We start from the raw sequence: 25,548 nt of genomic DNA, 5'->3' as shown, positions 1-25,548 counted from the left end.
ATCGCTGTGTCTCTTTTTATAATAGGTTATTACACTCCGAGTGATTATTGAGAGAAACAGTACTAAATGGAACGACCTACAAGGCTCCCTGATTTCAGACCTCGAAATAATACATAGTACAGTAAACGGACAAACCAAATTATATAAAAATGAGAAAAAAATTAGTTGCAATACCATTATATTACGCATATGATGTAATTAGTTGCAATACCATCCTATTAAAGGGGGAGATCATGTGAGTGAGCACTGGAAACAAAATGAAAACTCGACGGAATCCCATGGGCAATACATCTCCGCCATCTATCGGCACATGCAGGTGTTGATTTCAGCCGAGCTCGCGCCATATCGAATTGGAAGCGGGCAGTATATTTTTTTGATGGCGATTGCTTTTCAGGAGCCCATTACGCAGAAGAAGCTAAGCGAGAAGCTGCTCATTGACAAAACCACAACCGCTAAAGCGATTGCGAAGCTTGAAGCAGAAGGTTACGTTCGGAGGGAGGTCGATCCCGCCGACAACCGCTATCATCTGCTTTACTTAACAGATGCAGGGCGTGAAGTGGTGCCGAAGGTTCAGGAGGCGCTAGGCCGTGTTAAGAACAAAACTCGAAAAGGCATTACCGACGAGGAATATGACTTGTTAGTTAGTTTGCTGAAAATCGTGCTTCGTAATCTGACAGAGCAGGAGGAGCTATAAAATGAGCAGGTATGAGGGAACAGACTTGAAGGAAGTGCTGCTGTCATGGCCTGGTGTGACAGAGCATCCCCATCGATTCGGTGGTGTGGAATTTCAGCTGGACGGAACGGAAATCGGACATCTTCACGGCAATCGCTTGTACGACTTGCTGCTATCGAGACCCGAACGTGATCGGTGGATTGAAGAGGGCAAGGCAAGTCCACATCATATGTATCCCGCTTCAGGCTGGGTATCCGTCTATTTAAATACCGAGCAAGACATGGCTAACGCCATTGAAATCTCACGATTAAAATATGATCAAATGAAAAGGAAGGGTGAGATGTAACATGATTAATGAGGTGTTTCCTTATGAGAAAAAGCGTATTCAAGTATTGGGATTAGAGATGGCCTATGTGGACGAAGGAAGCGGTGACCCGATCGTATTCCTGCACGGCAATCCGGCATCCTCGTATCTCTGGCGCAACATTATTCCTTATGCCCGAAAGTTCGGCCGCTGCATCGCGCCTGATCTTATCGGTATGGGCGATTCCGCGAAGCTTCCAGACAGCGGACCTGACGCTTATACCTATGCCGAGCATCGCCGCTACCTGGATGAGCTGCTCGTACAGCTGGGCGTTAGCGATTGTGTAACATTTGTGGTGCACGATTGGGGATCGGTGCTGGGCTTCGATTGGAGTAGACGGCATCCCGACGCAGTCAAAGGTATCGCTCATATGGAGGGCATTATTAAACCGCGCAGCTGGAGTGAAATGCCGGAAACTGGACGTCAAATTTTTCAAAAACTCCGAACGCCGGAAGGGGAGCAGATGGTTCTCGAGCAAAATTCGTTCATCGAGTTTAACCTGCCGGTCAACATATTGCGCAAGCTGACGGATGAAGAAACAGCTCAGTACCGGAGGCCGTTTCTGGAAGCTGGCGAAAGCCGCCGTCCCATGCTCAGCTGGGCCAGACAGCTTCCGTTTATTGGAGATCCAACCGATGTTCCCGAAATCGTAACTGACAATGGAGAATGGATGGCGCACAGCCCTGTTCCCAAACTATTCATCCAATGCGACCCCGGCTTATTGCCACAATCCCACATCGATTATTGCCGCACATGGCCATCACAGACAGAAGTAACCGTCTCAGGCCGACACTATCCTCAAGAAGACGCACCTGATGAAGTTGGCAAAACGCTAGCCGAATGGCTCCGAGAATTAAATTAACCCTTCAATGTAAGGCTTGTCTAATTTCGATGGTGAAACTATCGAATATACATTCTTACTATAAGAAGCAAGTGAGGTTCTCGCTCAACCTAATGTTACTCATACAGCTGTTTTCAAGTAGTCTTGAATATTTGAGAACAGCTTTTTTTGTGCATGAGAATCCATTTTATAATACCTTTTGTTGCTTTAATCAAGAATATATATAAACTTGTGTCAAACTATCTGGACACGAACTACGCATATATAAAACGAACCGGTTTGATAGGAATGGAGCGCTTTGTTTATGGAATCTGAGAAACAGTGGATCATGCAGATCAAGAAACAATCGAATAAAGCCGCGGCGGGTAAGCTTGTATCATCTTATTACAAGGAAATCTACAGCTACGTTTATAAACAGACGATGGACAAGGAGCAGTCGATGGACCTGACACAGGAAATATTCATTTCCATGCTGCAGTCCATTCATTATTTTGACGGGAAGAGAGCTTCTTTTCGTACCTGGCTGTATCGGATTGCCACTAATCGAGTGATTGATTATTACCGGTCCAGGGCCTACCGCTATCGTCGATCAACAGAACCGATAGAGGAGGAACGATATGTCATTCCTGAACCTGAGGATTTTACGATCCGTGTGGAGAACAGAGAGGAAGTCATGAACATTATGCAAGTTGTCAGTGAATTGGAGCCGGGCAGCCAGTCAATCTTCAGGCTGAAGATCTTTGGTGAATATACGTTTCTAGAAATTGCGGACATGCTGCTGCTCCCGGAATCCACGGTGAAATCCAAATATTACACGATGATTCGCAAAATAAAAAAGCAGCTGGAGGTGAATAGCGATGTCTAATAATGAGAAGCCGTTCTATATTGATTTTCCGGAAGAGGAAGCCATCCCTATCGAGGTTGATTACATCGTAACCAGAGGATTGATGCCCAAACCATCCCTGGCGAGGGGGCTGATGGATATGGCGCGTCAGCTGGGAGCGCGGGTGCTGTTCAAGGATCGAGCAGAGATTGCGCTGATCACCCTTCTTGGACTTCTCATCATGGTGTTGTTCGGCTATGCCGCCGGGGACCAGCCAAATTCAGCCTCAGCATGGTCCATATCTGTTCTCATTTTTACGATGTCGCCTATGCTGTATTTTACGATTGCGGTAATGTTTTTCGTTCAGCTTCGTACGAAGAGCACCTACGAAACAGAGATGGTGTGCAAATACAGTGTCCATCAGCTGGCTGCATTTCGGATGCTCATATTCAGCCTGATCAGCCTTGCCGCTAACCTGCTCTCGATTATGATGATTGCTGTACAGATTGAAGGATTTGATGTAGCAAGAAGCATCCTCATGTCAGCCAGCTCACTGTTTATATTTTCAGCCTTGTTCATGTCCTTCCAGCTGCATGTGAAGTCAAGATGGTCTTGGCTTGTCGCTGGGATGAGCTGGATCAGCGCTAATGTGCTGCTCTCATTGGGGCTAGGTCCAGTCTTCGAGCAGGTGCTGAACCAAATTCCACTCCTTGTTTACGGGTTTATCGCGATTATGGGCTTCTTGTTGTATGTTCGGCATCTGAAGCAATTATTTCAATTACAGCAGGCAGGAGGCTATAGATAATTCATGCTAACCATTAATCAAGTTACTAAGAAATTCGGCGCTTTTACTGCGCTGGAGGAGATCAGCTGTGAGCTTGCCAATGGGGTATACGGTCTGCTGGCTCCAAACGGAGCGGGCAAAACGACATTGATCAAAATGCTGACTACGCTTCTTTTTCCAACGAAAGGCGAGATCCTGTATGGAGGAGAGGATATCGTGCAGATGGGCGAGAGATACCGCGATATACTCGGCTATTTGCCGCAGCAGTTCGGATACTATAAGAATGACACACCTGTGCAATATCTGCACTACATCGCTGCTCTAAAAGGGATGGAAAGGGCACAAGCAGCCGTCAAGATTAATGAATTACTGTCGCTTGTAGCACTAGAGAGTGTGAAAAATAAGAAGATGAAGAAATTTTCGGGTGGGATGATACAGAGAGTCGGTATTGCGCAAGCGATGCTGAATGATCCTGAAATTCTGATTCTGGACGAACCAACGGCAGGGCTTGACCCGAAGGAGCGGGTGAGATTCCGGAATTTGCTTACCCGGCTGGCGCGTGATCGAATTATTATTTTATCTACACATATTGTGTCTGATGTAGAGCTCATCGCAAACGAAATATTGATGATCAAGGATCGGCGTTTGCTGTATAAGGAGAGCGTTGAGTCCTTGTGCGGACGTCTTGAAGGCAAGGTTTACGAGACGGAGCTGAGCTATGAAGAGGCTGAAGCACTGAAAGACAGATATTTGATCTTGTCCGAGAAACAGGAGCTCGGCAGGCTGAAGGTTCGCTTCTTATATGAAGCAGGTGAGCCGGATATAGTCTCGAGTAAAGTGGTACCAAGCCTTGAAGATGTATTCATATACACTTATCAGGATGAGGTGAACCTTGCAGGAGATGAAGTCTATGTGGGGCATTAAAGGTTATGAACTGAGAAAAGTGCTGAAAGCGCCTGTTTTTCCTATCCTGCTCGTTATTTTCATTCTGTGGAATGTGTTTCTGATCTGGCCGGTGACGTATATTAAGGAGGATTTAAAGCTCGTTAATGAGCTTGCGGCAGCATACGGAGTGGAAATGGATGAAGCCGCTCTTGCGGGTCTGGGTCAGAAGGCACATGAATTGCTGGGTGAAATGAATACAGTAACTGAATCAAGAACGGAGCAAAGTTATGAAACGGCAGCGAGCTTTTTCGAGCAGGATAATCTGACGAAATATGTATACAATCAGCCTGGTTTATACGATGATGAAGAGCTGCAGATGTTCCATCAAGCGAGGCTGATTGAGCATTATTATACGAAGTCACAAACCGCAGATACCGTCTACAATCAGCTGGATGTACAGGCCTATGCGGAGGGCGCAATGGAGCTGTATGGTGTTTCAGGCAGTCCCGCTGAATATATACGGACACAGTTTGCTGCTCTTGGAGAGCGGCTGGTGGAATTAATAGACAATGAAGAGCATAAGCAGTTGTTTTTTGATGGGGACATGTACCGCATGCATTCCAAGTTGTTCGAAACTCTCTTTGGTGGGATCGCCATTGAGATGATGGTGCTTGCGGTGCTGATCTCAGGCATGATCTGTAAATACGAAACAGAGCATCGCAGCGAGCATGTCGTCTATTCGACTCGCAGAGGCCGCAAGCTGATGCGAGATAAGCTCGCCGCCTCATTAACCGGCTCGTTCATCTCAGGTGTGCTCCTGATTACAGCGAGTTTGGGAGTCTATTTTATAATGGCAGATTATTCAGGGCTGTGGAATGTGTCCATGAGCAGCATATTTGTATCCGACAAGAACTTCCCTTATATCCCGTGGTGGGATTTAAGCTTCTTACAATATTTACTGCTGGTCATCCTTATTTTTGTGATTGCTCAGCTGATGTTTAGCAGCCTGGCGTTCATTATTTCGATTTTTGTAAGGAACAGTTACTTTGTATTTGCGGTCTTTGCTCTATGTTTAGGAATCATTGTTGGATGGCGGTCATTTATTCCGTCAGATCACTTTTTGATCCTGGCCACTGTATTTAACCCGTTCCATATGATATTGGAAGCCCAATATATGTTCATGGGTCAATCGATCTTTCGCACGTACAAATGGTATGAACTTATTACGCTCATGAGCTGGACTACCCTGCTGGCATTTGGGGTTCTCTTATCTATGCTCAAATTTCGAAAGCAGGGGCTGTGAAAGGAGGAGTGATGCGTGAAGTTAATAGGGTATGAGCTGCGGAAGATTTTTAATCGTAAGGTGCTTGTTTTTCTTGCTTTGTTCCATGTGATTTTTTATTTCATGTACTTGGAATTTTCATTTAAACATTTTCCTAATGGCAGACCGGATGGAGACATGCACCATGTGACGATACAGATGCTCGGGCAGTACGGAGAGCGTATGGATAAAGAAGAATTTGAGGATTTTAAGCAGCAGTTAACGGAGCTGGAGCAGACGGCAGACCAGCTTATCAAATCAGATCCTTACTTCAAGGAATACAGGGTCAGTTCTTTTGAGGAATTCAAGCAAAAATCAGGCGAAGGAATCCTGCCATTTGAAGTCAATAGTTATATCTATAATCACAAAGAGCGCGGCGACTTGATATGGGAAATAGCGGCTAGAGAGAGTCTTATTGAGCAATATGAGAGTAAGAATACTGCCGCAATCAGTGATTTAAATGATGAACAGCTGAAGAAGGTTGAACAGTATGAACAAGACGGCACTTTTACTTCTATTTTCTCAGGTGAGTTAATGGAGAATTACAGAATTCAGCTTGGGTTCCTGCAAATCCTGGTCTTGGTGAGCAGCATGTTCCTTATCATCCCCTTGTACATCAAGGATCGCAACAATGGAGTTATCTATTTACAATACTCATCCAAAGCAGGTCGAAAACACTTCCTGATCAAATGGGCAGCGGCAATTTTGGCGGTGACGATACTGTATGCCGTTCAGCTCTCCGCATTCTTCATGCTCTATTCGGATGAGATCAAGAGTGTGTTCTACTTCATTTCGATTAACTCCTATTTTAACAGCTGGGTGGGTCCGTATTGGTATGATCTAAACTTCATGGAATTCATCCTGATTACGATGGGGCTCTTGTACGTATTGCTTCTGTTGTTCACCACAGTGACTGCGCTCATCTCAAGCCTGGCTCGCAATTACGTTACGATTATTGCAGCCCTCGTTCCCTGCGTCATTTGGCTGCTTAGTCCATTCTTCGATATGATGCTGTTAAGAACCGCGAGCCTATATGATCCGATGATTTTGCAGCCCCTTCTATATGGCGCATTTATACTGATTGTTGTTCTTTTCTTGCGGCATCGGTGGAGAAGAGAACGCGTGGGAGATTTAAATTAATATTGTGGACGAGAATTCTGTAACTAGCATACGTACGCACAATGATCTCTTACAAGAGGTCATTGTGCGGCGTAATATGAACATAGGAGTTGAATTTTCCTGATTAATGTATGGAATAAATTCACCATTTACAAGAGTTTAATATGATATATTACTAGAGGATGTCACTTATACATAAGAGGAGAGACGTTAGATGCCGGCCCAATTTCTAATCGGACAATATGGTGGTTTTGATCTGGGTAAATATGAAAGGGATTTCAGAAGTCATTTTTTTGGGATTGAGAATTGTTTATATGAGTCTGAGGAGGATTTTGACAGGCTCTTGTCCTTGTCCAATAAGGATGGATTCAAGTATGGATTTCATTTCGCTCCTCGTGCTGGGCAACATGAATTTCGGGATGCGCTGTTTATGTCCTCAGATGAGAACACTAGAGAAGAAGCGTTTCGTTTCATTGAACAAGAGCTGGAGTATTTGTGTGATAAGCATTTAAAGCCAGAATATGTGCTGTTTCATTATCCGAAGCCGGTAAGACTGGATCCGCAGAAGGAGTGGGATCTATGGTATTTCGACAATGAGGCGGAATATGAATGGGAGAATGAACACTCTCAGATATCTTTTGAACGGAGCAGTGAAGAGATATTCCAGAGGTTATCCAGCTATGGCGAACAGTACGGCTTTACTCCGGTTCTTGAATTTGATGCCGTGCCGAGTGTCATCGTGGATACGGACCTGCTGATTCGTTTGCTGGAGAAGTATCCTTGTATTCGAATATGTCTGGATACGGCACGGTTGTTCCTTCAAACATTGACTGATCCGGAATTTGATGCGATAAAAGTTATTCGCAAGTACGCATCCTATGCTAAGCTAATTCATCTATCCAATGCCCGCTACACAGATCATCATGTTCTAAGGCATCATCCGGTACTGCCGAAGTTATCTCCTGATGATGGCTGGGCTCCGATTGAGGACTATCTTAGGACCATTCAGAAGCTGAATTCGGACATTCTTATTTTGTTTGAGCACCGATCTGACCGTATTACAGATGCAGAGCTTGCAGAGTGTTATGAATGGGTAGATGGAATTATGAATAGGGAAAAAACAAGTATAACTAATCAATGACTTCAATGTGGATTATGTGCTTGTTAAGATATAAACTGCAAGCAAGTTACTAGAAAGAGTATCGGTCATGAATTTGATAGGGGAAGCCATTAAATTAAGAAATGAAGGCAACAAGGAAGAAGCGCTTGAACGATTGCTGCAATTATTAAATACAATTGAAGCAGAGCAAGCGGCTCAATTAAATTATCAGATTGCCTGGACTTATGATTCTTTAGGACTTGAGAAAGAAGCTGTTCCCTATTATTTGGACGCCATATCGATGGGGATACAGGGAGAAGATAGATCAGGGGCTTTGTTGGGACTGGGCAGTACGTATCGAACCTTAGGTCAATATGAAGCTGCCGAGAACGTATTAAGGCAAGGTATAGATGAATTTCCGGAGAATAAAGAGTTTAGAGTCTTTCTTGCGATGGTCCAGTATAATCTAAAAGAATATGCAGTTGCAATGCGACTGCTGCTTGAGGAAATCGCTGAGAATTCTAGTAATTCCGGAGTTCAGAGTTACAGAAAGGCTATTGCCTTCTATGCGGATAAGCTGGATCAGCGTTGGGATTAACTAGTTAGGAAAGTCGTAACCTAGTCTTCATTAATTAGGATTATAGATGACTTGTGCCGGAGAATATTTCCATTTATCCTATAGAAAGGCTGCATGGTGGTAATCATATATTTTGCAGCATACAGCTAGGCTTTAATACATACGAAAGAGGTAGAGCAGCACATCGATGAGGCCAACAAGAGCTATCAGGATTACTCTTTGCCCTACATTACTGTATTTATGGGACTTGCAGGAATTTTTGAAGAATTGCTGTTCAGAGGAATCATTCAGAATTTGCTGTACATGTTTTTTGATATGGAATGGCTGGCCATTACAATAACATCTTTACTATTTTTAGCCTTTCATTTTTCATATTTCAAGAAACCGATCATGTACATCAATATCGCCATCCCAAGCTTTGTGTTCGGGGTGTTATATTTTGCAACTGACAATTTGATAACCCCTATCCTGGTGCATAGTTTTCAAACCAAAGTGGCGTAATCGTGAAATCGTAGATACAACGGAAATAGCACGAATATAATTATAAACAGAGATCTCAATATCGTGATTTAATTTACGGACCTTGTAAGTTTTTTCGTTAATTCACTTGCTAACTTCAATTTTGTAGTATAAAATGACATCAATATTTAAATACGATGAAGAGGAATAGTACATCATTCCAAGCGCTCAGAGAGCTGTTGGCCGGTGCAAAACAGCCGCAAGGGAATGTTGGAACTCACCTTGAAGTAGCTCGCTGAACTGTAGTAGGTGGAGCCGGAGTCCTAACCGTTATCAATTAGGGGATATGAGTTCATTCGCAATTAGGACCTGTATCTGCCTGAGTGCATACCGTATGGTATGAATTAGAGTGGTACCACGTAAGATGTAAAGTCTTTCGTCTCTTAGTTAAGAGATGGAAGGCTTTTTTTGCATCCATAAATCAGATGTACATACTATTGGGAAAAGGGTGGTCGTTATGATGAAAAATGTGGAGAAGTATGCCAGAGGTTATTTTATGCCCCCGAAGACAAGCATGAACTGGGTAAAGAAAGAATATATTTCCGAAGCACCGACTTGGTGCAGTGTCGATCTTCGAGATGGAAACCAGGCACTTGTTGTACCCATGAACCTTGAAGAGAAGCTGGAGTATTTTAATCTCCTAGTACACATTGGCTTCAAAGAGATTGAGGTTGGATTTCCAGCGGCATCCGAGACTGAATTTGCTTTTCTCAGAACCTTGATTGAGCAGAACCTTATTCCAGATGACGTAACGATTCAAGTACTTACCCAATCGAGAGAACATATTATTCGCAAGACCTTTGAATCCCTTAGAGGAGCTAAGAAAGCGGTCGTCCATCTGTACAACTCAACCAGCCTTGCACAGCGTGAGCAGGTGTTCCGTAAGTCCAAGAAAGAAATTATAGATATTGCGGTATCTGGAGCAAAGCTGTTGAAGCAGTGTGCAGAGGATACAGAAGGGAACTTTAAGTTCCAGTATTCGCCTGAGAGCTTTACCGGTACGGAAATTGAATTTGCCCTGGATATCTGCAACAGTGTACTCGATGTATGGCAGCCCACAGCTGACAATCAGGTGATTATAAATCTGCCTGCTACCGTATCGATGTCCATGCCGCACATTTATGCGAGCCAGATCGAATATATGAGCGAACACTTAAACCATCGTAAACATGTGATCTTGTCAGTACATCCACACAATGATCGAGGCACCGGCGTTGCTGATGCAGAGCTCGCGATGCTGGCGGGGGCACAGCGAGTGGAAGGAACATTATTTGGTAATGGAGAACGCACAGGAAATGTAGATATCGTTACTTTAGCACTGAATATGTATTCTCACGGAGTTGATCCACATCTGGATTTTACCAATATTCCTGAGATCATCTCCGTATACGAACGCCTGACGAAAATGAATGTGGATGAGAGACATCCTTATGGCGGCGAACTGGTATTCACCGCATTCTCAGGCTCACACCAGGATGCCATTGCCAAGGGGATGAAATGGCGTGAGGAGGAGCAGCGTGCTCAATGGTCTGTTCCTTATCTGTTAATTGATCCGATTGATATTGGTCGTGAATATGAAGGAGATATCATTCGGATCAACAGTCAATCCGGTAAAGGGGGCATCGGATTTATTCTTCAGCAGAAATACGGTCTTGATCTTCCACCGAAGATGCGCGAAGACTTTGGATATGTCGTCAAGAATGTATCAGATCGAACGCAAAAAGAGCTGATGCCAAATGAGATCTACGATATCTTTATTGAAGAATATGTAAACATTGCTGCGCCTGTCGAATTTGTGAAATATCAGTTTCCTGATGATGAGGACTTCCATACGATTGTAACGATCCAATCCGGAGGAGAAGTTAAACAAATTACGGGAAATGGGAACGGTAGACTGGATGCCATTAATAATGCGCTGCAAAATCATTGTGGATTAGAGTATACAGATCTGGTATACCGTGAGCATGCATTAGAGACAGGTTCTAAGTCCCAAGCCGTTTCTTACATCGGAATTACTTCCAGCAATGGAACAGTATTCTGGGGCTGCGGCGTTGACGCCGATATTGCCAAATCCTCTGTAAAAGCTTTGTTTAGCGCCGTGAATAAGATGAATAAGAAGCAGTAATCTAAATGAGATTGTCAATCAGGTAGGGCATCGCCATCGCTTGTCTAAAGATGGTTTGGTTTAAGCGAACTTAAGAATAAAACTACAGATCTGTGTAATGAAACAACAAAAGAGGCGTTCTTGTCGAACGCCTCCTCTTCATTAAATCAAATTAGTAACCGCCAAATCCGCCGCCAAATCCGCCCCATCCGAAAGATGCAGCAATGATAACCAAGAGGATAAAGAGAACCAGGATTGCACCGATTCCGTATCCGCCGCCTTGGCCGTAACCTCCAACTACTCCGCTCACAGAAATTCCTCCTTTACTATCAAGATAGAATATTTTATGTTGCATCGAGACTATTGGTCTGGACTATTTTACCCTTAATTTCATGATCAGGGCCCTGTCTTAATGACTCAAATTCAGTAACCACCAAATCCGCCAAGACCGCCCCAACCGAATGAAGCGGCAATAATGACGAGGAGAATAAAGAGTACCAAGATCGCACCAATTTTATTTCCACCGCCGTAGCCACCAACGCCACAACTTTCTACTACTCCACTCATCTAAAAACCTCCTTTGATCGAAGATAAGATAGGGTATGACAGAAAAATGGAAATGATCTAGACGGATGTGGAATTGGCAAAAGAGAAATTTATTTAACAATGCTGTGAAGTTGTAATATAATCTGCTCATCCCCATCGAGAGGATTATGTAAGGGTGGCGATATTTTATGTTGATTATAAACACTTTCTAAGCAGATTTCATATTTCCAGCTCACCAGGACAGTCACATCAGGGAATGATCGAATTGGTATTCGCACCCTGCAAAACTGCATGCAGACGATACCTTTTTGTTTGATTATTCGCGTTTTTATCGAGATATACATGCTGCAAGAAATTAATTAACTATAATTAATCTTTACCCTTGTGGGAGAGAAGAAGAGAATGTAAGGTGATTTTTGGATAACAAAAATTATTGATCTAATAATGGTGGATAAAAAGGAGGACTAGAAGCGTGACTGAATTTGTTCGCACGCCCCCAGTCGGAGAGATCGCGAAGTTTATCGCGAATATAAATAAGAGTAAGAGCAGCAACGTTGGATATGCAGGGGGCAATAGACACGAAATCGAGGCTTGTCTGACTGATAAATTTTCTGATCTATCTCTTGATGAGTCGATTATTGTCTATATGGAGCAGGGAGAAATCGTTGGCTTCCTCGGGTTTGATGTCGACCTGGAAGAAGGAGCGGCTGAAATTTGGGGGCCTTTTATCGATACGGAGTCTGGACCTTTATGGCAGAGAATTGCCACAGATCTATGGAATACAGGAGTAGCGAAGCTAGGGAACCGTGTACATACGTTTAAAGGATTCTATAATACCGCGAATGATCGTGCTAGAGAGTTCATGAACCAGTTAGGCTTTGTTTATAAGCAGAAGGAATCTGTTCTTGTAATTAGAAGAAGCAGCGCAAAATTGGAGCAAGGGAGATCCCGCATAGATAGTAAGTTGAATAACTCCATTGCAGCTTGGGATAAGCGATGGAAAGAAGCCTTTTCGAACTTACATGATCAGTGTTTTCCAAGTACCTACTATAATTCTTCGGCAATCCTTGAACGTCTAAGTGACGAGAATCGGTTGTTTCTATATCTACAAGAAGAAGAACTCCTTGGTTATATCTACACGGAAGTAAATGAAGAACATGCTGAAGGAAGTGTGGAATATATCGCGGTATCTGCTGCTGCTCGGAATAAGGGGATTGGCACTGAATTAATACGATATGCGGTAACGGACTTGTTTGACAGACCTATTGAAGAGATCAGATTATGTGTGTCGAGCTCGAATAGTACAGCACTCGGGATATATTTGAGGGTGGGTTATACTGTCGAACATGAACTTGATTTCTACATTTTAAATACAACAAAATAGTGAAAGAAGCCTGTATTTGTCCTGAACTAGGGGGGATATAGGCTTTTTTTTACTTTAAATGAATATGCTGTGTTTCCTATTCTAGTACATTTCGACTATTCCTATATCATGATTGATACAATATGTAGCACTAAATTCCTGTTTTTTAATATTAGGGTTCGAGATTACGAGTCAAAATGACAAAAGGTCTATGGATTATACAGCATTCATCCATTGGTAGAATAGAATGTGATGTCAAATTACTTCACCTTAGTGGTTTGATATGTTCGATTTGATGCGAAAATAGCTCGAGATTTGTGTAAAATCAAGGGGTTTGACAACAAATCTACCATCATATGAGGGACAACAGGAAATTCTACAATGTTTTTAAGAGTGTTGAATTAGAATAGTTTTCGAACAACTTCAAGCTACATAGAAGAAGTTTATCGAAAAAGGAGACATGCGATGAGCAGAAGAGAAGAAGATTGATAGAGCATTGTAGAAACTTAGCTTACATTGAATAGTATAAGGAGGAGTAGTATGCAGTCTAAGCCCATTCGACGCAGATTGATGTCACTATCGGTTGTCTCCACGTTATTCCTATCCACTGTATTTCCCGCAGTAGTCACCGGAGCAGAGGCTAGCACCAGAAAGTTTGACCCTTCCGTGTTTAATGTAGATCAGAACAAGCTGAATTCTCTTCTCGATGGTGTCACATGGAATAGTGGCAAAAAACAAGAAGCATTAGAAAGTGCTGGTCAGAATGCTAGTAACGGTTCAAAGATTCAATCCTATTCACAGAGTGAAAATTCCAAACGAGCTTCCTCAGTGATTGTACCTCAAAATTATGTTCCAGAATCAGACGGTACAAGCACGATTAGTGTAATCGTAGAGTTATCAGAAGAGCCGATTGCTCTCTATGAATCTAAGTCTTCTCAAAGTTTAAGTTCGGCAAATAACAATCAGCGCAGCCTCATTCAGAAGCAGCAACAGACTTTTGCCTCTGCTGCCAAAAGGCTTAATGCCACTCTGAAGACACCATACTCCGTGGTTTTCAACGGATATGCAGTAGATATCCGGGCTGATCGGGTCGAAAGCTTACTAGCGATTCCCGGTGTCAAAGCCGTTTACCCGGATAACGAAGTGAAAGCTACCCCAATAAACAGTATTACTCCGAATATGGATGAAAGTGCCCCCTTTATTGGTTCAGATACGTTTTGGGATATCGGTTATGACGGTACAGGCATCAAGGTAGGCGTGCTGGATACAGGGATCGATTATGAGCATCCAAGCTTAGCTGATGCATACAAAGGCGGTTATGATTTCATCGACAATGACGATGATCCTTATGAAACTCCGCCCAATCCGAATGATCCTGAAGCTGCAACAGATCATGGAACACATGTGTCCGGGACGATTGCCGGCCGCGGTAATCCGCTAGATCCAGAAAGTGGAACCGGCTGGGTAAGGGGTGTAGCTTATGGAGCTGATTTGTATGCATACCGTGTGCTCGGCCCAGGTGGAAGCGGTCCGACTTCAGGCGTTATTGCGGCGATTGAGCAATCGGTTGAAGATGATATGGATATCATAAATCTGTCTCTGGGAAGTGAAATGAACAACGAATTCGATCCCGCTTCCGTTGCGCTTAACAATGCAGCTTTGGCTGGAGTCGTAACTGTAGTTGCCAATGGTAATTCGGGACCGGATGATTATACGCTTGGTTCGCCGGGAGCTGCCGAAATACCAATCTCGGTAGGTGCTTCAACTCCACCTCTCAATGTACCAACGGTTGACGGCGAAGGACTTATCACCTCTTATGGCAGCCTGATGACGTTCTCTCCGGATTTATCCTCACTGGATGGAGAATCAATAGAGGTCGTTTATGCAGGTCTTGGAACAGTAGATGAAACAGAAGCGGTCGATTTGTTAGGAAAGGTCGCTCTTATCCAAAGAGGCAGTATTTCCTTTGCTGAGAAATCTGTAAATGCACAGGCTGCGGGTGCTGTAGCTGCCATTATTTATAATAATGAATCAGGGAACTTTGGTGGAACCTTGGGTGCACCAGGGGATTATATCCCGACTCTAAGTATATCTCTTGAGGATGGTACAGCCTTAAAGAGTAAGATCGAAGCTACACCTGGTTATGAAATTACATTCGGGATTGACTTGCAGCAGGACTTAATGGCAGATTTCAGCTCAAGAGGTCCAGCTCTTCCTAAGTACGGTATCAAACCGGATATTTCAGCACCTGGTGTTGCAATCCGATCTTCCATTCCAGCCTACGGAGGGGATTATTCAGAAGCTTATGCGGACTTCCAGGGTACAAGTATGGCTACACCACATGTTGCGGGAGCAGCTGCCCTGCTGTTGGATAAGGATGCCAGCTTAACTCTATCTGAAATTAAAGGTTTAATGACCAATAATGCGCTTAAACTGAGTGATCTAAATGGTAACCGGTATGAGCATAACATTCAGGGGGCCGGCCGGCTTGATCTAGAGAGCACCCTGGAAGCGAAGTCAGTAGCCTTGGTTCAGGAGGAGACAACGGCAGTAGAGTCGGGAGATGAAACTCCTTATGAAACCGGACTATTAAGCTACGGAATACTGGATGGAGGATCGACATCAACCAAAACGATTGAAGTTAGCGATATCGTGGGTGAAGCATCTTCCTACACTGTATCCACAGAGTGGTACGGTACGGCTCCTGGTACGCTGAGTGTTAGTGAATCCAGCATTACTGTTCCAGTGAACGGACAAGCTTCGATTGATGTAACGATTGCAATGAATAATGGGATAGCAGATGGAAATTACGAAGGTGAGATTATCTTGACAGAAGCAGGAGGTCACCAGCTCCAAATTCCGGTCTATGTATACGTTGGTGAGCCTGTTGAAATTCCTGTCGTATCTGATGTTGCAGTTGACCCGCAATTCTTCTCTCCAAATGAAGACATGCTTTCTGATTATACAGATATCTATTTCTCTGTTAATTCCGAAAATAGCTATGTATCATTGGATGTTTATGATCTAACTACTGGTGAGTGGGTCGCGGTCATTGATGAAACGGAGGGCGGACTTGAACCGGGAGATTATTGGATCCCGCAATGGGATGGAACGGTAAATGATTATGGTCCGGAAGATTTCAAACTTCAAGATGGTATCTACGCTGTTGCACCATTCGCATTCTCTAATGGTGAATGGATCGAATTATTAGATCAAGCGTATCCCTTTGTTTTAGATACTGAAGCACCTGTGTCATCTTTAAATGATCCAGAAATTACTGTTGAAGGTAATATCGGAACGATTCGTGGGCGAATTGAATCTGACCTTATGGTAGATGCCTTGGGAAATTATTCAGGTATTGTAGTAGAAGCAGGTTATCTTCTAGATGGAGACTGGGAATATACAGTTGGCTCGATCTCGGATAATGGTGAGTTTACTATTGAAGTGCCAATTGTAGAAGGTCAAAATGAATTTGAAGTCTACGTATATGATTATACAGGAAATGGGTTTATTGAACCGTCCCATCTTGTCAGCTACGAAAGTGACGGGGAAGAACCTGGCGAACCAACTCCGGGCGAAATCTCCTTAACGGTTGATCCTTCCGCAGATGAAGTGGATGTCAATGAAGCCTTCAATCTGGACATTGATTTCTCTGAAGTGGAGGATCTCTATTCTGCTCAGTTCAGCTTGACGTATGACGAGGATTTGATAAAAGGTACAACGGCACCAAGCGTTGTTCTATCAACATACCAGGAAGAGCAGAATCCGGGCGTAACACCTTACGTCTATGAAGAAACAACGGCACTCGGTAATGGGCTAGCGAAAACAGACTATGTCATTACTCTGGTCGGACTGGAGTCTGGATATACCGGTGAAGGAGCACTCGCATCATTTAACTTCGCTGGCGCAAGTGAAGGTGAGTACGACTTCGAGTTATCGAATGTTCGTGCACTGAACAGTACATCTGCAGATATTGCCGTCGGTGATGTAACCGGAGCGTCTGTAACGGTAACAAGTGATCCTTCACCAGGTCAATACTCCATTACAGGCAGCATAGATGCCGAAGCCTTTGCTGACAGTGTCGATTACAGTGAGACTTGGTACCAAGGTGCGGATGGCGTGCACAAGGTCGTTGTGGAAGCTGTAGATGGCAACGGTACTGTAGCTGGAGTGGGAACAGTTCGAGCTGACGGCACGTACACCATTGAGGTTCCTGAAGGAACTTACACGGTTCGCGTTGTTGTTCCTGGTCACATTACGGAAACAGCAGGCGTAACCGTAGATGGCAACGAAACATTGAACTTTGGTCCGCTGACAGCCGGTGACATCAATAATGACGGTGCTGTGAATCTCGTGGATCTGCAGCTTACAGCCAAAGAGTTCGGTAAGACAAGAGGCACTGCATGGGCAAATGCCAAGGCATCTGCTGCGGATATCAATCGCGACAGTGCAGTAGACCTACTGGATATCTCTTATATCATCGGTAACTACGAGCTGTAATTGTTAATCTTAGTAATAATCAATTTCATAACTCAATAAAAAGGTGAATTTGAAACTATATATAGACAAATCAAATCATTTTGATCTATATATACCGCAGTAAGCTGGAGGGAGGACCACAAGTCCTCTCTCCTTACATATTAAGAAGACAGGAGCTGTACTCTTGATGATCAAATCTCCGATATCGAAGAAATTAGCCACGATTCTACTGGCAAGCAGTCTAGTATTTACTTTAAATGCTGCAGCGATCTTCGCTGCAGAATCCACAGCAGTCACCAAAGCCGCGAGCAGTGGCTTTGAGCTTCCAATGGTTCGACTTGTTCCGTCCTCTTACCATGTCAAGTCAGGAGATATCGTTGAAGTTGCGATCTGGCTGCAAGGCTTTACTGGGGATTACAGCAAAGTACAGGGCTATGAAGTTCACTTAAATTTTGATAAAGCACTCCTTGTGCCTGTAGAAGGGGAGACCAAGCTTACTCCAAGTGTATTTAAGAAAACGAGCAATCCGATGAGCCTGCTAAATAAAGTGAATTCGTCAGGTACCGTGCAAATTGCCGAGGCGATTACATCGAAGAGTGCCAAGCTGTTTACGGGATATGGGAAGGTAGGGACGGTTAAATTCCGTGCTGTGAAGGCGGGATCAGCTAAGCTGAGTCAATCCAAGTCCATTATTATTCAGCCCGATAATCCAGGAATCAACATTGTCCATCAGGTGAATCATCCTACAATTACGATCTCAGCAAACGGTGCAGGAACAGGTAAAGTGAATGAAGTGGTTGAGACTGTAGGTGATAAGGCTGAGAAAAAGGTCAGTCTGCCGACGAGTAAAGAGATTATCTCGGGGTTTAAAGATCAGTCAACATTAACTAAAGTCAAATGGGCAGAGAATGCCATCATCAGTCTGGCAGCGAGTGAAGTGCTTGTCGGTACGAACGAGGGTAACTTTGAACCGCTCCGGCATATGACAAGAGCGGAGTTTGCGAAAGCGGCTGTTACTGCGCTCGAGCTGGATATGACTCAGAAGATGGTGCCTTCCTTCTCCGATATCAACTCGACCGATTGGTATTATGATTATGTAGAAACGGCGGCAAGCTACGGACTGATTCAAGGGTCAGCCAATAAGAGCGGAGCAATCCTGTTTAAGCCGAGCTCACCGATCACAAGAGCTGAGATTGCGGCTATTTTAACAAGATACCTAACTGAAGGAGACAGTAACTCTAGTGTCCAATCCGCTCCATTTACAGATATTCAGAGTCACTGGGCCAAATCCTCCATCTCTTATTTATACAACAACAAATTAATTCAAGGTAAATCTGAGTCTAAATTTGCACCAAATGACATGGCAAATCGTGCTGAGGTCAGCGTTATGCTGAACCGGATTCAAGATCTGGCTGATTAAATGTTTTACTCCTGAAATTTCATATGATCTTCCGTCTGCTTCTTAACTTCTAAGGAGCGGACGGTTTTTTTTGATACCTGTAAATTTCCGTGTTACGATATGATATGGGCTAAACGAATGCAAGATTGAAGCAGCCCGAATATACATAGACAGATGGAGGTAACAGGAGTGAGCCAGCAATTAAGTCAATTTGAACCCATGTATCGGTATATCGAACAGAAAGTACAGGCTGGGGCATGGCCATCTGGTGTACTTGGCATCACAGACAAAGAGCATACCATTGATCTTCGGTCTTATGGTAATCATGAGAATGGAACAAAAATAGACAGTACCAGCACTTATCCGGTATTCTCCATTACCAAACCCATGTTTGGACTAGCCATTATGCAATTATGGGAGCAGGGCTTGCTGCATCCAGCACAGCTTATAACTGAGCTTCTCCCTGAGTTCGGTGAACAGGGTAAAGACAAGCTTGCCTTGTGGCACTTGCTGACCCACACGTCAGGACTCGATGAATCCTATATGGCAAGATGGGCTCAAGGGAAACTGGAAGCAGACGGGATGAATCATGCTAAGATCTTTACATCACTCGTATCCAGTACGTTGACGGCGGCTCCAGGCACGGCAGTTAACTATAACAATATTGCATTTACGGTTCTGGCGGAGATCATTGAGAGAGTCAGCGGAATGACCTATGAGAATTACTTGAACACACATATTTTTGATCCGCTGGGCATGAAGGATACCGGCTTTGGTGTACCTGGAGAGAATCAGTCCAGAATGGCACCGATTGGAAGCTTTGAAGCTATAGCCGGGCGAATGGACCAGCTGATGAGTGCTAAGCTGCCTTTTGGCGGCTTAATCAGCACGGCGGATGATCTGATGATCTTTGCGAAAGCGATGCTGAATGAAACGAGATATGCGGAGGACAAGCGTCTTCTACAGCCGCTGACCTTCAGACAGATGATTACACCGCAGACACTTCATATTGCCGAGGTGGAGTCAGATTACGGATATGTATGGAAAATGCCTGCTCGTCACAAAGGGTACATTGAACGAGATATTTTTGGTCACAACGGAATTGGCGGCTGCATGGTCTGGGTCTATCCGAAGCAAGGGTATGCATTTGTGCTGATGACAGCGCAGCTGGCCAAAACGGTGGACAACATTCATGTGCACAATGTATTCAGTTCCTGTCTGAATTAGTAGAGACAACATGTCACCCGGACATCCCTTCGTGATGAACGAGAATTTTAGATCGATGTTTCGATAAAATAAACAAGGACTGACGGTTTTCCGCCAGCCCTTGTTTGGTTTATACACGTGATTATACATCAGATCTATTAGTGCTCCAACAGCTCAACCGTTTCTTTAAGCGTATCCTTATCCCCGACATTACCAGGGAAGATGATGTAAGGGATATGTGGGAACCTGCTCTCCTCACCTGTAATCCACACTGGAACGCCGGGTTTGATCTGACCTGCAACGGTAGCACGCTGTACTTCAAGTCCCTTGGTTCCAATATCGCTTGACGTAATGCCGCCTTTGGCTACGATGTAGCGGGGGCGAACCTTCAGCTGCTGGACGATACTTGTTACCGCATCGGATATTTTTACCGACTGCTTCAATTCTTCATACTTCATACCTTCTCCGAGATCCAGTCGTTCACGGCGAGTATATACGGTACTCGTCTTGCCGGATGCAATGGCTTGCTCGGCAGCGGAGATGACACGCTCTGTTTCCGCTGCGAACGCCTTGTCATCGGTAACGAGATGTACGTCAAATTCGATAAAAGCGATATCCGTCAGTGTTTTTAATTGTTCAAGCTGCTCGGTTGTTTTTTGGACATGTGATCCGACAAGAATGAGACCGCCTTCATTAGAAGGAGAGGGAATTAGCTCTTCCCGGCTCAGCAGCGGCTTGTCGCCGATTCCTCCAATGACTTTGGTGAAGGAAGCCGCTGTGCGGAACATGAAATTCTTTCCGTTTCGAATCGCACGAATCAGAGCAATGGTAAAGACCTTCACGTCTACATCGTCAACGGCATTCACCACGACTTTGTTAAATTGTTGGACCTGCATTAGCTGCTCTACAATCGTATCAATGTCTACTGCACGCAGTCGATCCAGAGCAATGTAAGTGGTGTCCTTGGACAGGTAAGCGCCTTCTGATTTCTCCTCAACCCATTCACCTAGATGAGAGCTCGCATAACCAAAGGTTCGATCCTTGGCAAATTCAGTTTCGCCAGCAGGAACTAACTCCTCACCATACTGTACATAATGAATGTTGTCGATCGTATAACGTCCGCCTGCCTTGAAATAAGGAAGAATGACTTCTCCATCAAGTATTGCTCCAGACTCCGCCTGAATCATATCCTTTAGTGTATCAGTCTCCAGTGGATAATGGCCTCGTAATGTAGAATCACCCCGGCTGATCAGGAGAAAAGGCTTGTTAAGCTCTTTAGAAGCCGCGACCGCATTGCGGGCAATTTCCTTGTGAACCTCTTCCGTCTCCGTTGCCACCATGGCACGCGAGTTCGTCAGGATGAAGAACATGGACTGCTCCTCTCGAAATCCACTCCGCATGGTGGACAAAGACCAGTCCGTGTATACCGATATGCCGTGGACGGTCTGCACACCTGTCGGATCATCGTCCAGAACGATTATTTTACGGTCTAGCTCTGCAAGTTCCTTCGATAGAAGCTGTTGTACCATCTCGTCATCTAGTGAAGGAAGATGATCAAATATTTCGGCAGCCTTCCGTTTCTCTGTTGTTCCACTCATCGTATCCACACCTTATCTATATATTGTCGTGTTTTTGCAAAATGGGTCTTTATTAAGTTAAATGCCTGGCAGAATTCCGCTGAACAAGCTTAATACATACACTGTCGCAAGCGCTGTCAATCCTGCTATAAATCCACCAAGTGTCCATACCTTCAGCGTTTGGGTAACGGTCAATTTACCAAACCGGTTGACAACCCAGAATCCGGAATCATTCGGGAGTGATAGGCCGATACCACCGGCACAGATCGCAAGTCCAAGAAGGATAGGAGATACACCAAGGTCAGTAACGAGAGGTCCCATAATACTTGATGTAGTTACCAGAGCTACAGTTGAAGATCCGAGTGATGCCCGCAGAATCTGTGTGAATATGAATGCCAGCAGCAGTACAGGAATGCTCCAGCTCTGCATGGTCGTAATCAGATAGTCACCAATTCCGCTGTGATTAATGACCGCACCGAATGCGCCCCCAGCACCGGTAATCAGGATGATCATACCGCCTGTTGCGATGGCTTCCGTGTACAATTTGCCTGAATCCTCTGCAATATAAGGCCGAAGCAGGACAATTGCAGCTAATACACTGATCAGCAGGGCAACGTTCTTGTCTCCAAGAAATCCGAACAACGTTTCAATGAATGTCCCAGGAAACAGCATTTGAGAAATGGTGTTGGCAAGGATCAGTACGATGGGAAGTGCCAGCATACCGAAGGACATCGCTGTGCTGATTTCCTTCCGTGGCAGTTGCTTAACTTCTTCCTCAATAGTGATCTCTTCTTCCGTCTTGATCCTTTTACCAATAAACATTCCATAGATATAGCCCCCAACGAGTGTAGCTGGAATGGCTACGATAATACCGTATAGAATAAACAGACCTAAATCCGAGCCTGTATTCTCTGCCACAACCATCGGCCCCGGCGTTGGCGCGATCATATTATGCGCGGTAATTAACCCGACTCCGAGAGCGGTTACAAAGGTAACGATCGAGATTCCTGTTCGTGAGGCAAGACTCTTAAGCAGTCCGCTCAAAATGACAAATGCAGCATCAAAATAGACGGGAATTGAAACTACGGTACCGGATAAAGCCAGTCCTGCAGGTGATTTTTTAATACCGAATAATTTCAGCATGGAGCTTGCAATTTTCTCGACGGCACCAGATGCCCCCAGAAATTGACCGAAGATAACACCAAGACCGATTAATATACCGACTCCTGTCAGTGTGCTTCCGAAGCCGGAGGTAACGACACCGGGAACCTCCTTCATCGGAATCCCAATGGCAATCGCGGTTGCAAATGCAGTGAAAGCGAGAGCCAGGAACGGCTCAACCTTCCACTTGATAATAAGAAGAAACAGAAATGCTAATGCGATCAGAAAGACGACGATCAGCATAGGTCCTGTTAACATGTTGTTTCCACCTTTACTAGAAGATTAGGATAATTTCTACGCCTTGCGTACTTCTACACCAGCCAGCTTCTCATAATATTGCACAATTCCCCCATGATCATCAGCTTGTTTGCCATCCTTCTTAAGGGACTCGAATATATGCTTCACGTGTTCAGTAAGAGGAAGTGACATTTCGAAGGCATCAGCTGTCTCCATCACATTGGTCAAATCCTTCAAATTAATGTCTACACGACCTCCAGCTTGGAAGTTGCGTTCGATAATCATTGGAAGCTTCGCATCTAGTACAGCGCTTCCAGCAAGTCCGCCGCGAATAGCCTGATACATTTTCTCAATGTCAATGCCGGCCTTGGCTGCCAGTACGAGAGCCTCCGACATGGCGGCAATGTTTACATTTACCATAATTTGATTCGCCAGCTTGGCTGTGGCGCCGCTGCCGCTCGGACCAACCCAGGTAATATCCTTACCCATGCAGGCGAGAATGGGTCTAACTTGATTAAATGCGTTTTCATTTCCACCCGCCATAACAGACAAGGTTCCATCAATCGCTTTAGGTTCTCCTCCGCTGACCGGTGCATCCAGCATTTCGATCCCTTGCTTCTTCAAAGCGTCAGCAATTTCTGTCGCAGTGACAGGCGAAATGGAGCTCATATCGACGACGATCGAGCCTTCCTTTGCTCCGTGAATGATGCCGTCTTCACCTAGAATGACACTTTTTACAATCGCATTGTTCGGAAGCATCGTTATGATGATATCGCTTTCAACTGCGACCTGTTTAGGAGTGAGCCCAGTGTCTGCCCCAAGTCCCTTCAGCTCATCCACAGCCGAATGATTTAGGTCATTGACGATGATGTTGTACCCCTTCTTTAATAGATTCGCTGCCATCGGCTTACCCATGATCCCTAGTCCTATGAAGCCAATTCTCATGATGAATTCCTCCTTGTATGATCATTTGACCATTATTTTGTAATAGGTTGGTCTTAAGATTTCACAATTTCAAATGTATTGTACACAAAAAGTTCAATAATGTACACAATAATTATAAAAATTGTATACAAAAAATACTAAAATGAATACAAAATCTAAGTCGTACTTGCTTGATTTTGGCGATTTTGCTTTTATTAGAACTGATTTTCCCCTATAATGAAGGTCAGATTCCCATTTATAGAGGGTTTTAAGAGGATGAAAAGGATGAGTACTAGATATGGCAAAGCAAGGTTTACAAGCGGCGTACATCCATTGCTATGAGCAAATTAGAGACAAAATATTAAACGGGGATCTGCCTGGCGGGACGAAGCTGGTGGAGGAAAGACTCGCTGAAGAGATGGGGGTTAGCCGAACGCCCGTTAGAGAATCCATTCGGAAGCTGGAACAAGAGGGGTTAATTAAACGCAAGCGTGTAGTTAGTCCGACGGATGAGGACCTGCGGCATATTTTTGAAGTACGGATACTTCTAGAGGGGTATTCGGCTCGATGTGCAGCGATCTACATGGATGAAGCCTCACAGAAACAACTTCAGCAGTGTATTGATAAGGCACAGCACGGTAATGTGGTCGAGACGATGGAAGCGAACAAGCTGTTTCATGATCTCATTGTCAAGGCAAGCCGCAACCCCGAGCTTATTAACATTATTGAGCGCATGCAATCCATCATCTATTTGTTCCGCAGAGCGGTCGTCCATTATAAGCGCCCGTTTTTGATCGAGGAACACCAGCAAATTCTGGATGCCATTATGGCCCATAATGGGGAAGAGGCCGAGAGGCTGATGAAAGTTCACCTTGAGGCTGATCTTAATTTCTATCTGCATTTAAGCAAGGATTGAAGGAGTAGCCGGTCATCAATAATGCGATGCTCATAACATGAGCACGTACTTCGGTTTTTTTGTAACCGTTTACCATTAAGCTCGTTTCCTTTAAAATAATTGTACAATTGGAGATGGCTGAAAGCCTGTATCACCAACTGATTTGAATCTGCATACAGCTATTATCAATAGACAGGGGTGATGGATGTGAGGGTACATGAATTCATCGTGCAATCTGAATACGTTCAGCAGGAACTCATTCAAATCTCGAATTTGGCTTCAAGCTTTGTCTCACAAATTATCATCACGTACACAGACCACAACGACAATGAGCATGTGATTGATGTGAAGAGCCTCCTTGGGATGATCCTGCAGCCCATTCATGCGGGAACGAAGATTCGCTTGTCCACGAGAGGGAAGGATGAGCTCGAGGCACTTGAAACGTTGATCGAATGCTTCAGCAGGGTTCCAGGAATGGAAGCATAACATGAGATTCATATCGTAAAAGGTTAAAGCCTGGAGATACATTTTCCAGGTTTTTTTGCTATGTTCAGATCCTTGTTGAGGCCTTGTCTATTGTTCGGATAAAGACCGCGATTATCAGGTTTATCCCATGAAATTGAGTCATTTTCGATGAAAGCGGGTATGAAAG

Annotated in this window: 23 protein-coding genes and 1 other annotated feature; of the genes, 18 read left to right on the top strand and 5 right to left on the bottom strand. The window is 44.4% G+C overall.

What is annotated here, in order from left to right; genetic code table 11:
* The first annotated feature begins 235 nt into the window (after positions 1-235).
* The 12 genes from BM415_RS09845 (at position 236) to leuA (ending at position 11,130) form a co-directional block, all read left to right on the top strand.
* A complete protein-coding gene (locus tag BM415_RS09845) occupies positions 236-694 on the top strand; it encodes a MarR family winged helix-turn-helix transcriptional regulator (protein ID WP_091157354.1) in 459 nt (152 codons plus the stop codon).
* A 1-nt stretch (position 695) separates the two neighbouring features.
* Complete coding sequence (locus tag BM415_RS09840) at positions 696-1,019, top strand: luciferase domain-containing protein (RefSeq protein WP_091157351.1); 324 nt, start codon at positions 696-698, stop codon at positions 1,017-1,019.
* 1 nt (position 1,020) lies between these two features.
* Positions 1,021-1,899, top strand: a complete 879-nt coding sequence (locus tag BM415_RS09835; RefSeq protein ID WP_091157349.1) for a haloalkane dehalogenase — start codon at positions 1,021-1,023, stop codon at positions 1,897-1,899.
* Between the two features lie 283 nt (positions 1,900-2,182).
* Complete coding sequence (locus tag BM415_RS09830; RefSeq protein ID WP_091157347.1) at positions 2,183-2,743, top strand: RNA polymerase sigma factor; 561 nt, start codon at positions 2,183-2,185, stop codon at positions 2,741-2,743.
* A complete protein-coding gene (locus BM415_RS09825) occupies positions 2,736-3,506 on the top strand; it encodes a hypothetical protein (RefSeq protein WP_091157344.1) in 771 nt (256 codons plus the stop codon). The genes BM415_RS09830 and BM415_RS09825 overlap by 8 nt, the downstream gene beginning before the upstream one ends.
* Before the next feature lie 3 nt (positions 3,507-3,509).
* Positions 3,510-4,409, top strand: coding sequence for an ABC transporter ATP-binding protein (locus BM415_RS09820; protein ID WP_091157340.1), 900 nt, complete (start codon positions 3,510-3,512; stop codon positions 4,407-4,409).
* Positions 4,396-5,673 carry a hypothetical protein gene (locus BM415_RS09815; protein WP_091157337.1) on the top strand — a complete coding sequence of 426 codons (1,278 nt, stop codon included), beginning with the start codon at positions 4,396-4,398 and terminating at the stop codon, positions 5,671-5,673. The genes BM415_RS09820 and BM415_RS09815 overlap by 14 nt, the downstream gene beginning before the upstream one ends.
* A gap of 15 nt (positions 5,674-5,688) precedes the next feature.
* The gene (locus tag BM415_RS09810; protein WP_091157335.1) at positions 5,689-6,831 is read left to right on the top strand and encodes a hypothetical protein; all 1,143 of its coding nucleotides are present in this window, start codon (positions 5,689-5,691) and stop codon (positions 6,829-6,831) included.
* A gap of 193 nt (positions 6,832-7,024) precedes the next feature.
* On the top strand, positions 7,025-7,951 hold the full coding sequence (locus BM415_RS09805; protein ID WP_091157332.1) for a sugar phosphate isomerase/epimerase family protein: 927 nt from the start codon (positions 7,025-7,027) through the stop codon (positions 7,949-7,951).
* A 67-nt stretch (positions 7,952-8,018) separates the two neighbouring features.
* Positions 8,019-8,507 (top strand): tetratricopeptide repeat protein, encoded by a 489-nt coding sequence (locus BM415_RS09800; RefSeq protein ID WP_091157331.1) that lies wholly within the window; start codon positions 8,019-8,021, stop codon positions 8,505-8,507.
* A gap of 198 nt (positions 8,508-8,705) precedes the next feature.
* Positions 8,706-8,987: a CPBP family intramembrane glutamic endopeptidase gene (locus BM415_RS09795; RefSeq protein WP_280142857.1), complete on the top strand. Its 282-nt coding sequence runs from the start codon at positions 8,706-8,708 to the stop codon at positions 8,985-8,987.
* Positions 8,988-9,133: 146 nt separating this feature from the next.
* Positions 9,134-9,392: a binding site (T-box leader), on the top strand.
* Between the two features lie 73 nt (positions 9,393-9,465).
* The gene (leuA, locus tag BM415_RS09790) at positions 9,466-11,130 is read left to right on the top strand and encodes a 2-isopropylmalate synthase (protein ID WP_091157328.1); all 1,665 of its coding nucleotides are present in this window, start codon (positions 9,466-9,468) and stop codon (positions 11,128-11,130) included.
* A gap of 151 nt (positions 11,131-11,281) precedes the next feature.
* Here the strand turns inward: leuA and BM415_RS09785 are convergent, their stop codons facing one another.
* Together BM415_RS09785 and BM415_RS25050 are read right to left on the bottom strand one after the other, a co-directional pair.
* Positions 11,282-11,419, bottom strand: a complete 138-nt coding sequence (locus BM415_RS09785) for a sporulation protein YjcZ (RefSeq protein WP_280142856.1) — start codon at positions 11,417-11,419, stop codon at positions 11,282-11,284.
* Positions 11,420-11,532: 113 nt separating this feature from the next.
* A complete protein-coding gene (locus tag BM415_RS25050; RefSeq protein ID WP_170862419.1) occupies positions 11,533-11,676 on the bottom strand; it encodes a hypothetical protein in 144 nt (47 codons plus the stop codon).
* Positions 11,677-12,127: 451 nt separating this feature from the next.
* Here BM415_RS25050 and BM415_RS09780 point away from each other — a divergent pair, with 451 nt between their 5' ends.
* From BM415_RS09780 to BM415_RS09765, 4 genes are all read left to right on the top strand, one after another.
* Positions 12,128-13,039: a GNAT family N-acetyltransferase gene (locus BM415_RS09780; protein WP_091157324.1), complete on the top strand. Its 912-nt coding sequence runs from the start codon at positions 12,128-12,130 to the stop codon at positions 13,037-13,039.
* A 519-nt stretch (positions 13,040-13,558) separates the two neighbouring features.
* Complete coding sequence (locus BM415_RS25795; RefSeq protein ID WP_091157322.1) at positions 13,559-17,518, top strand: S8 family serine peptidase; 3,960 nt, start codon at positions 13,559-13,561, stop codon at positions 17,516-17,518.
* Positions 17,519-17,684: 166 nt separating this feature from the next.
* Entirely contained in the window at positions 17,685-18,917 is a 1,233-nt protein-coding gene (locus BM415_RS09770) for an S-layer homology domain-containing protein (protein WP_091157319.1), read from the top strand.
* Positions 18,918-19,085: 168 nt separating this feature from the next.
* The gene (locus BM415_RS09765; protein ID WP_170862418.1) at positions 19,086-20,123 is read left to right on the top strand and encodes a serine hydrolase domain-containing protein; all 1,038 of its coding nucleotides are present in this window, start codon (positions 19,086-19,088) and stop codon (positions 20,121-20,123) included.
* 137 nt (positions 20,124-20,260) lie between these two features.
* Here the strand turns inward: BM415_RS09765 and BM415_RS09760 are convergent, their stop codons facing one another.
* Genes BM415_RS09760 through garR form a run of 3 tightly spaced genes read right to left on the bottom strand, consistent with a single transcriptional unit; the run spans position 20,261 to position 24,022 of the window.
* On the bottom strand, positions 20,261-21,700 hold the full coding sequence (locus BM415_RS09760) for a four-carbon acid sugar kinase family protein (RefSeq protein WP_091157314.1): 1,440 nt from the start codon (positions 21,698-21,700) through the stop codon (positions 20,261-20,263).
* A 57-nt stretch (positions 21,701-21,757) separates the two neighbouring features.
* Positions 21,758-23,098 carry a GntP family permease gene (locus tag BM415_RS09755; RefSeq protein ID WP_091157312.1) on the bottom strand — a complete coding sequence of 447 codons (1,341 nt, stop codon included), beginning with the start codon at positions 23,096-23,098 and terminating at the stop codon, positions 21,758-21,760.
* 36 nt (positions 23,099-23,134) lie between these two features.
* On the bottom strand, positions 23,135-24,022 hold the full coding sequence (gene garR, locus BM415_RS09750) for a 2-hydroxy-3-oxopropionate reductase (RefSeq protein WP_091157299.1): 888 nt from the start codon (positions 24,020-24,022) through the stop codon (positions 23,135-23,137).
* A 277-nt stretch (positions 24,023-24,299) separates the two neighbouring features.
* On the opposite strand from garR, the gene BM415_RS09745 reads away from it, so the two are divergent.
* Both BM415_RS09745 and BM415_RS09740 read left to right on the top strand, forming a co-directional pair.
* Positions 24,300-24,917 (top strand): GntR family transcriptional regulator, encoded by a 618-nt coding sequence (locus BM415_RS09745; protein WP_091157296.1) that lies wholly within the window; start codon positions 24,300-24,302, stop codon positions 24,915-24,917.
* 186 nt (positions 24,918-25,103) lie between these two features.
* The gene (locus BM415_RS09740; RefSeq protein ID WP_091157294.1) at positions 25,104-25,382 is read left to right on the top strand and encodes an HPr family phosphocarrier protein; all 279 of its coding nucleotides are present in this window, start codon (positions 25,104-25,106) and stop codon (positions 25,380-25,382) included.
* The last annotated feature ends 166 nt before the right edge of the window (positions 25,383-25,548 follow it).

The sequence above is a fragment of the Paenibacillus sp. 453mf genome, assembly GCF_900116105.1.
Lineage (GTDB): Bacteria > Bacillota > Bacilli > Paenibacillales > Paenibacillaceae > Paenibacillus > Paenibacillus provencensis.
The sequence above is the reverse complement of the archived record's forward strand: the minus strand, read 5'-3'. Positions and strand labels throughout refer to the sequence as shown.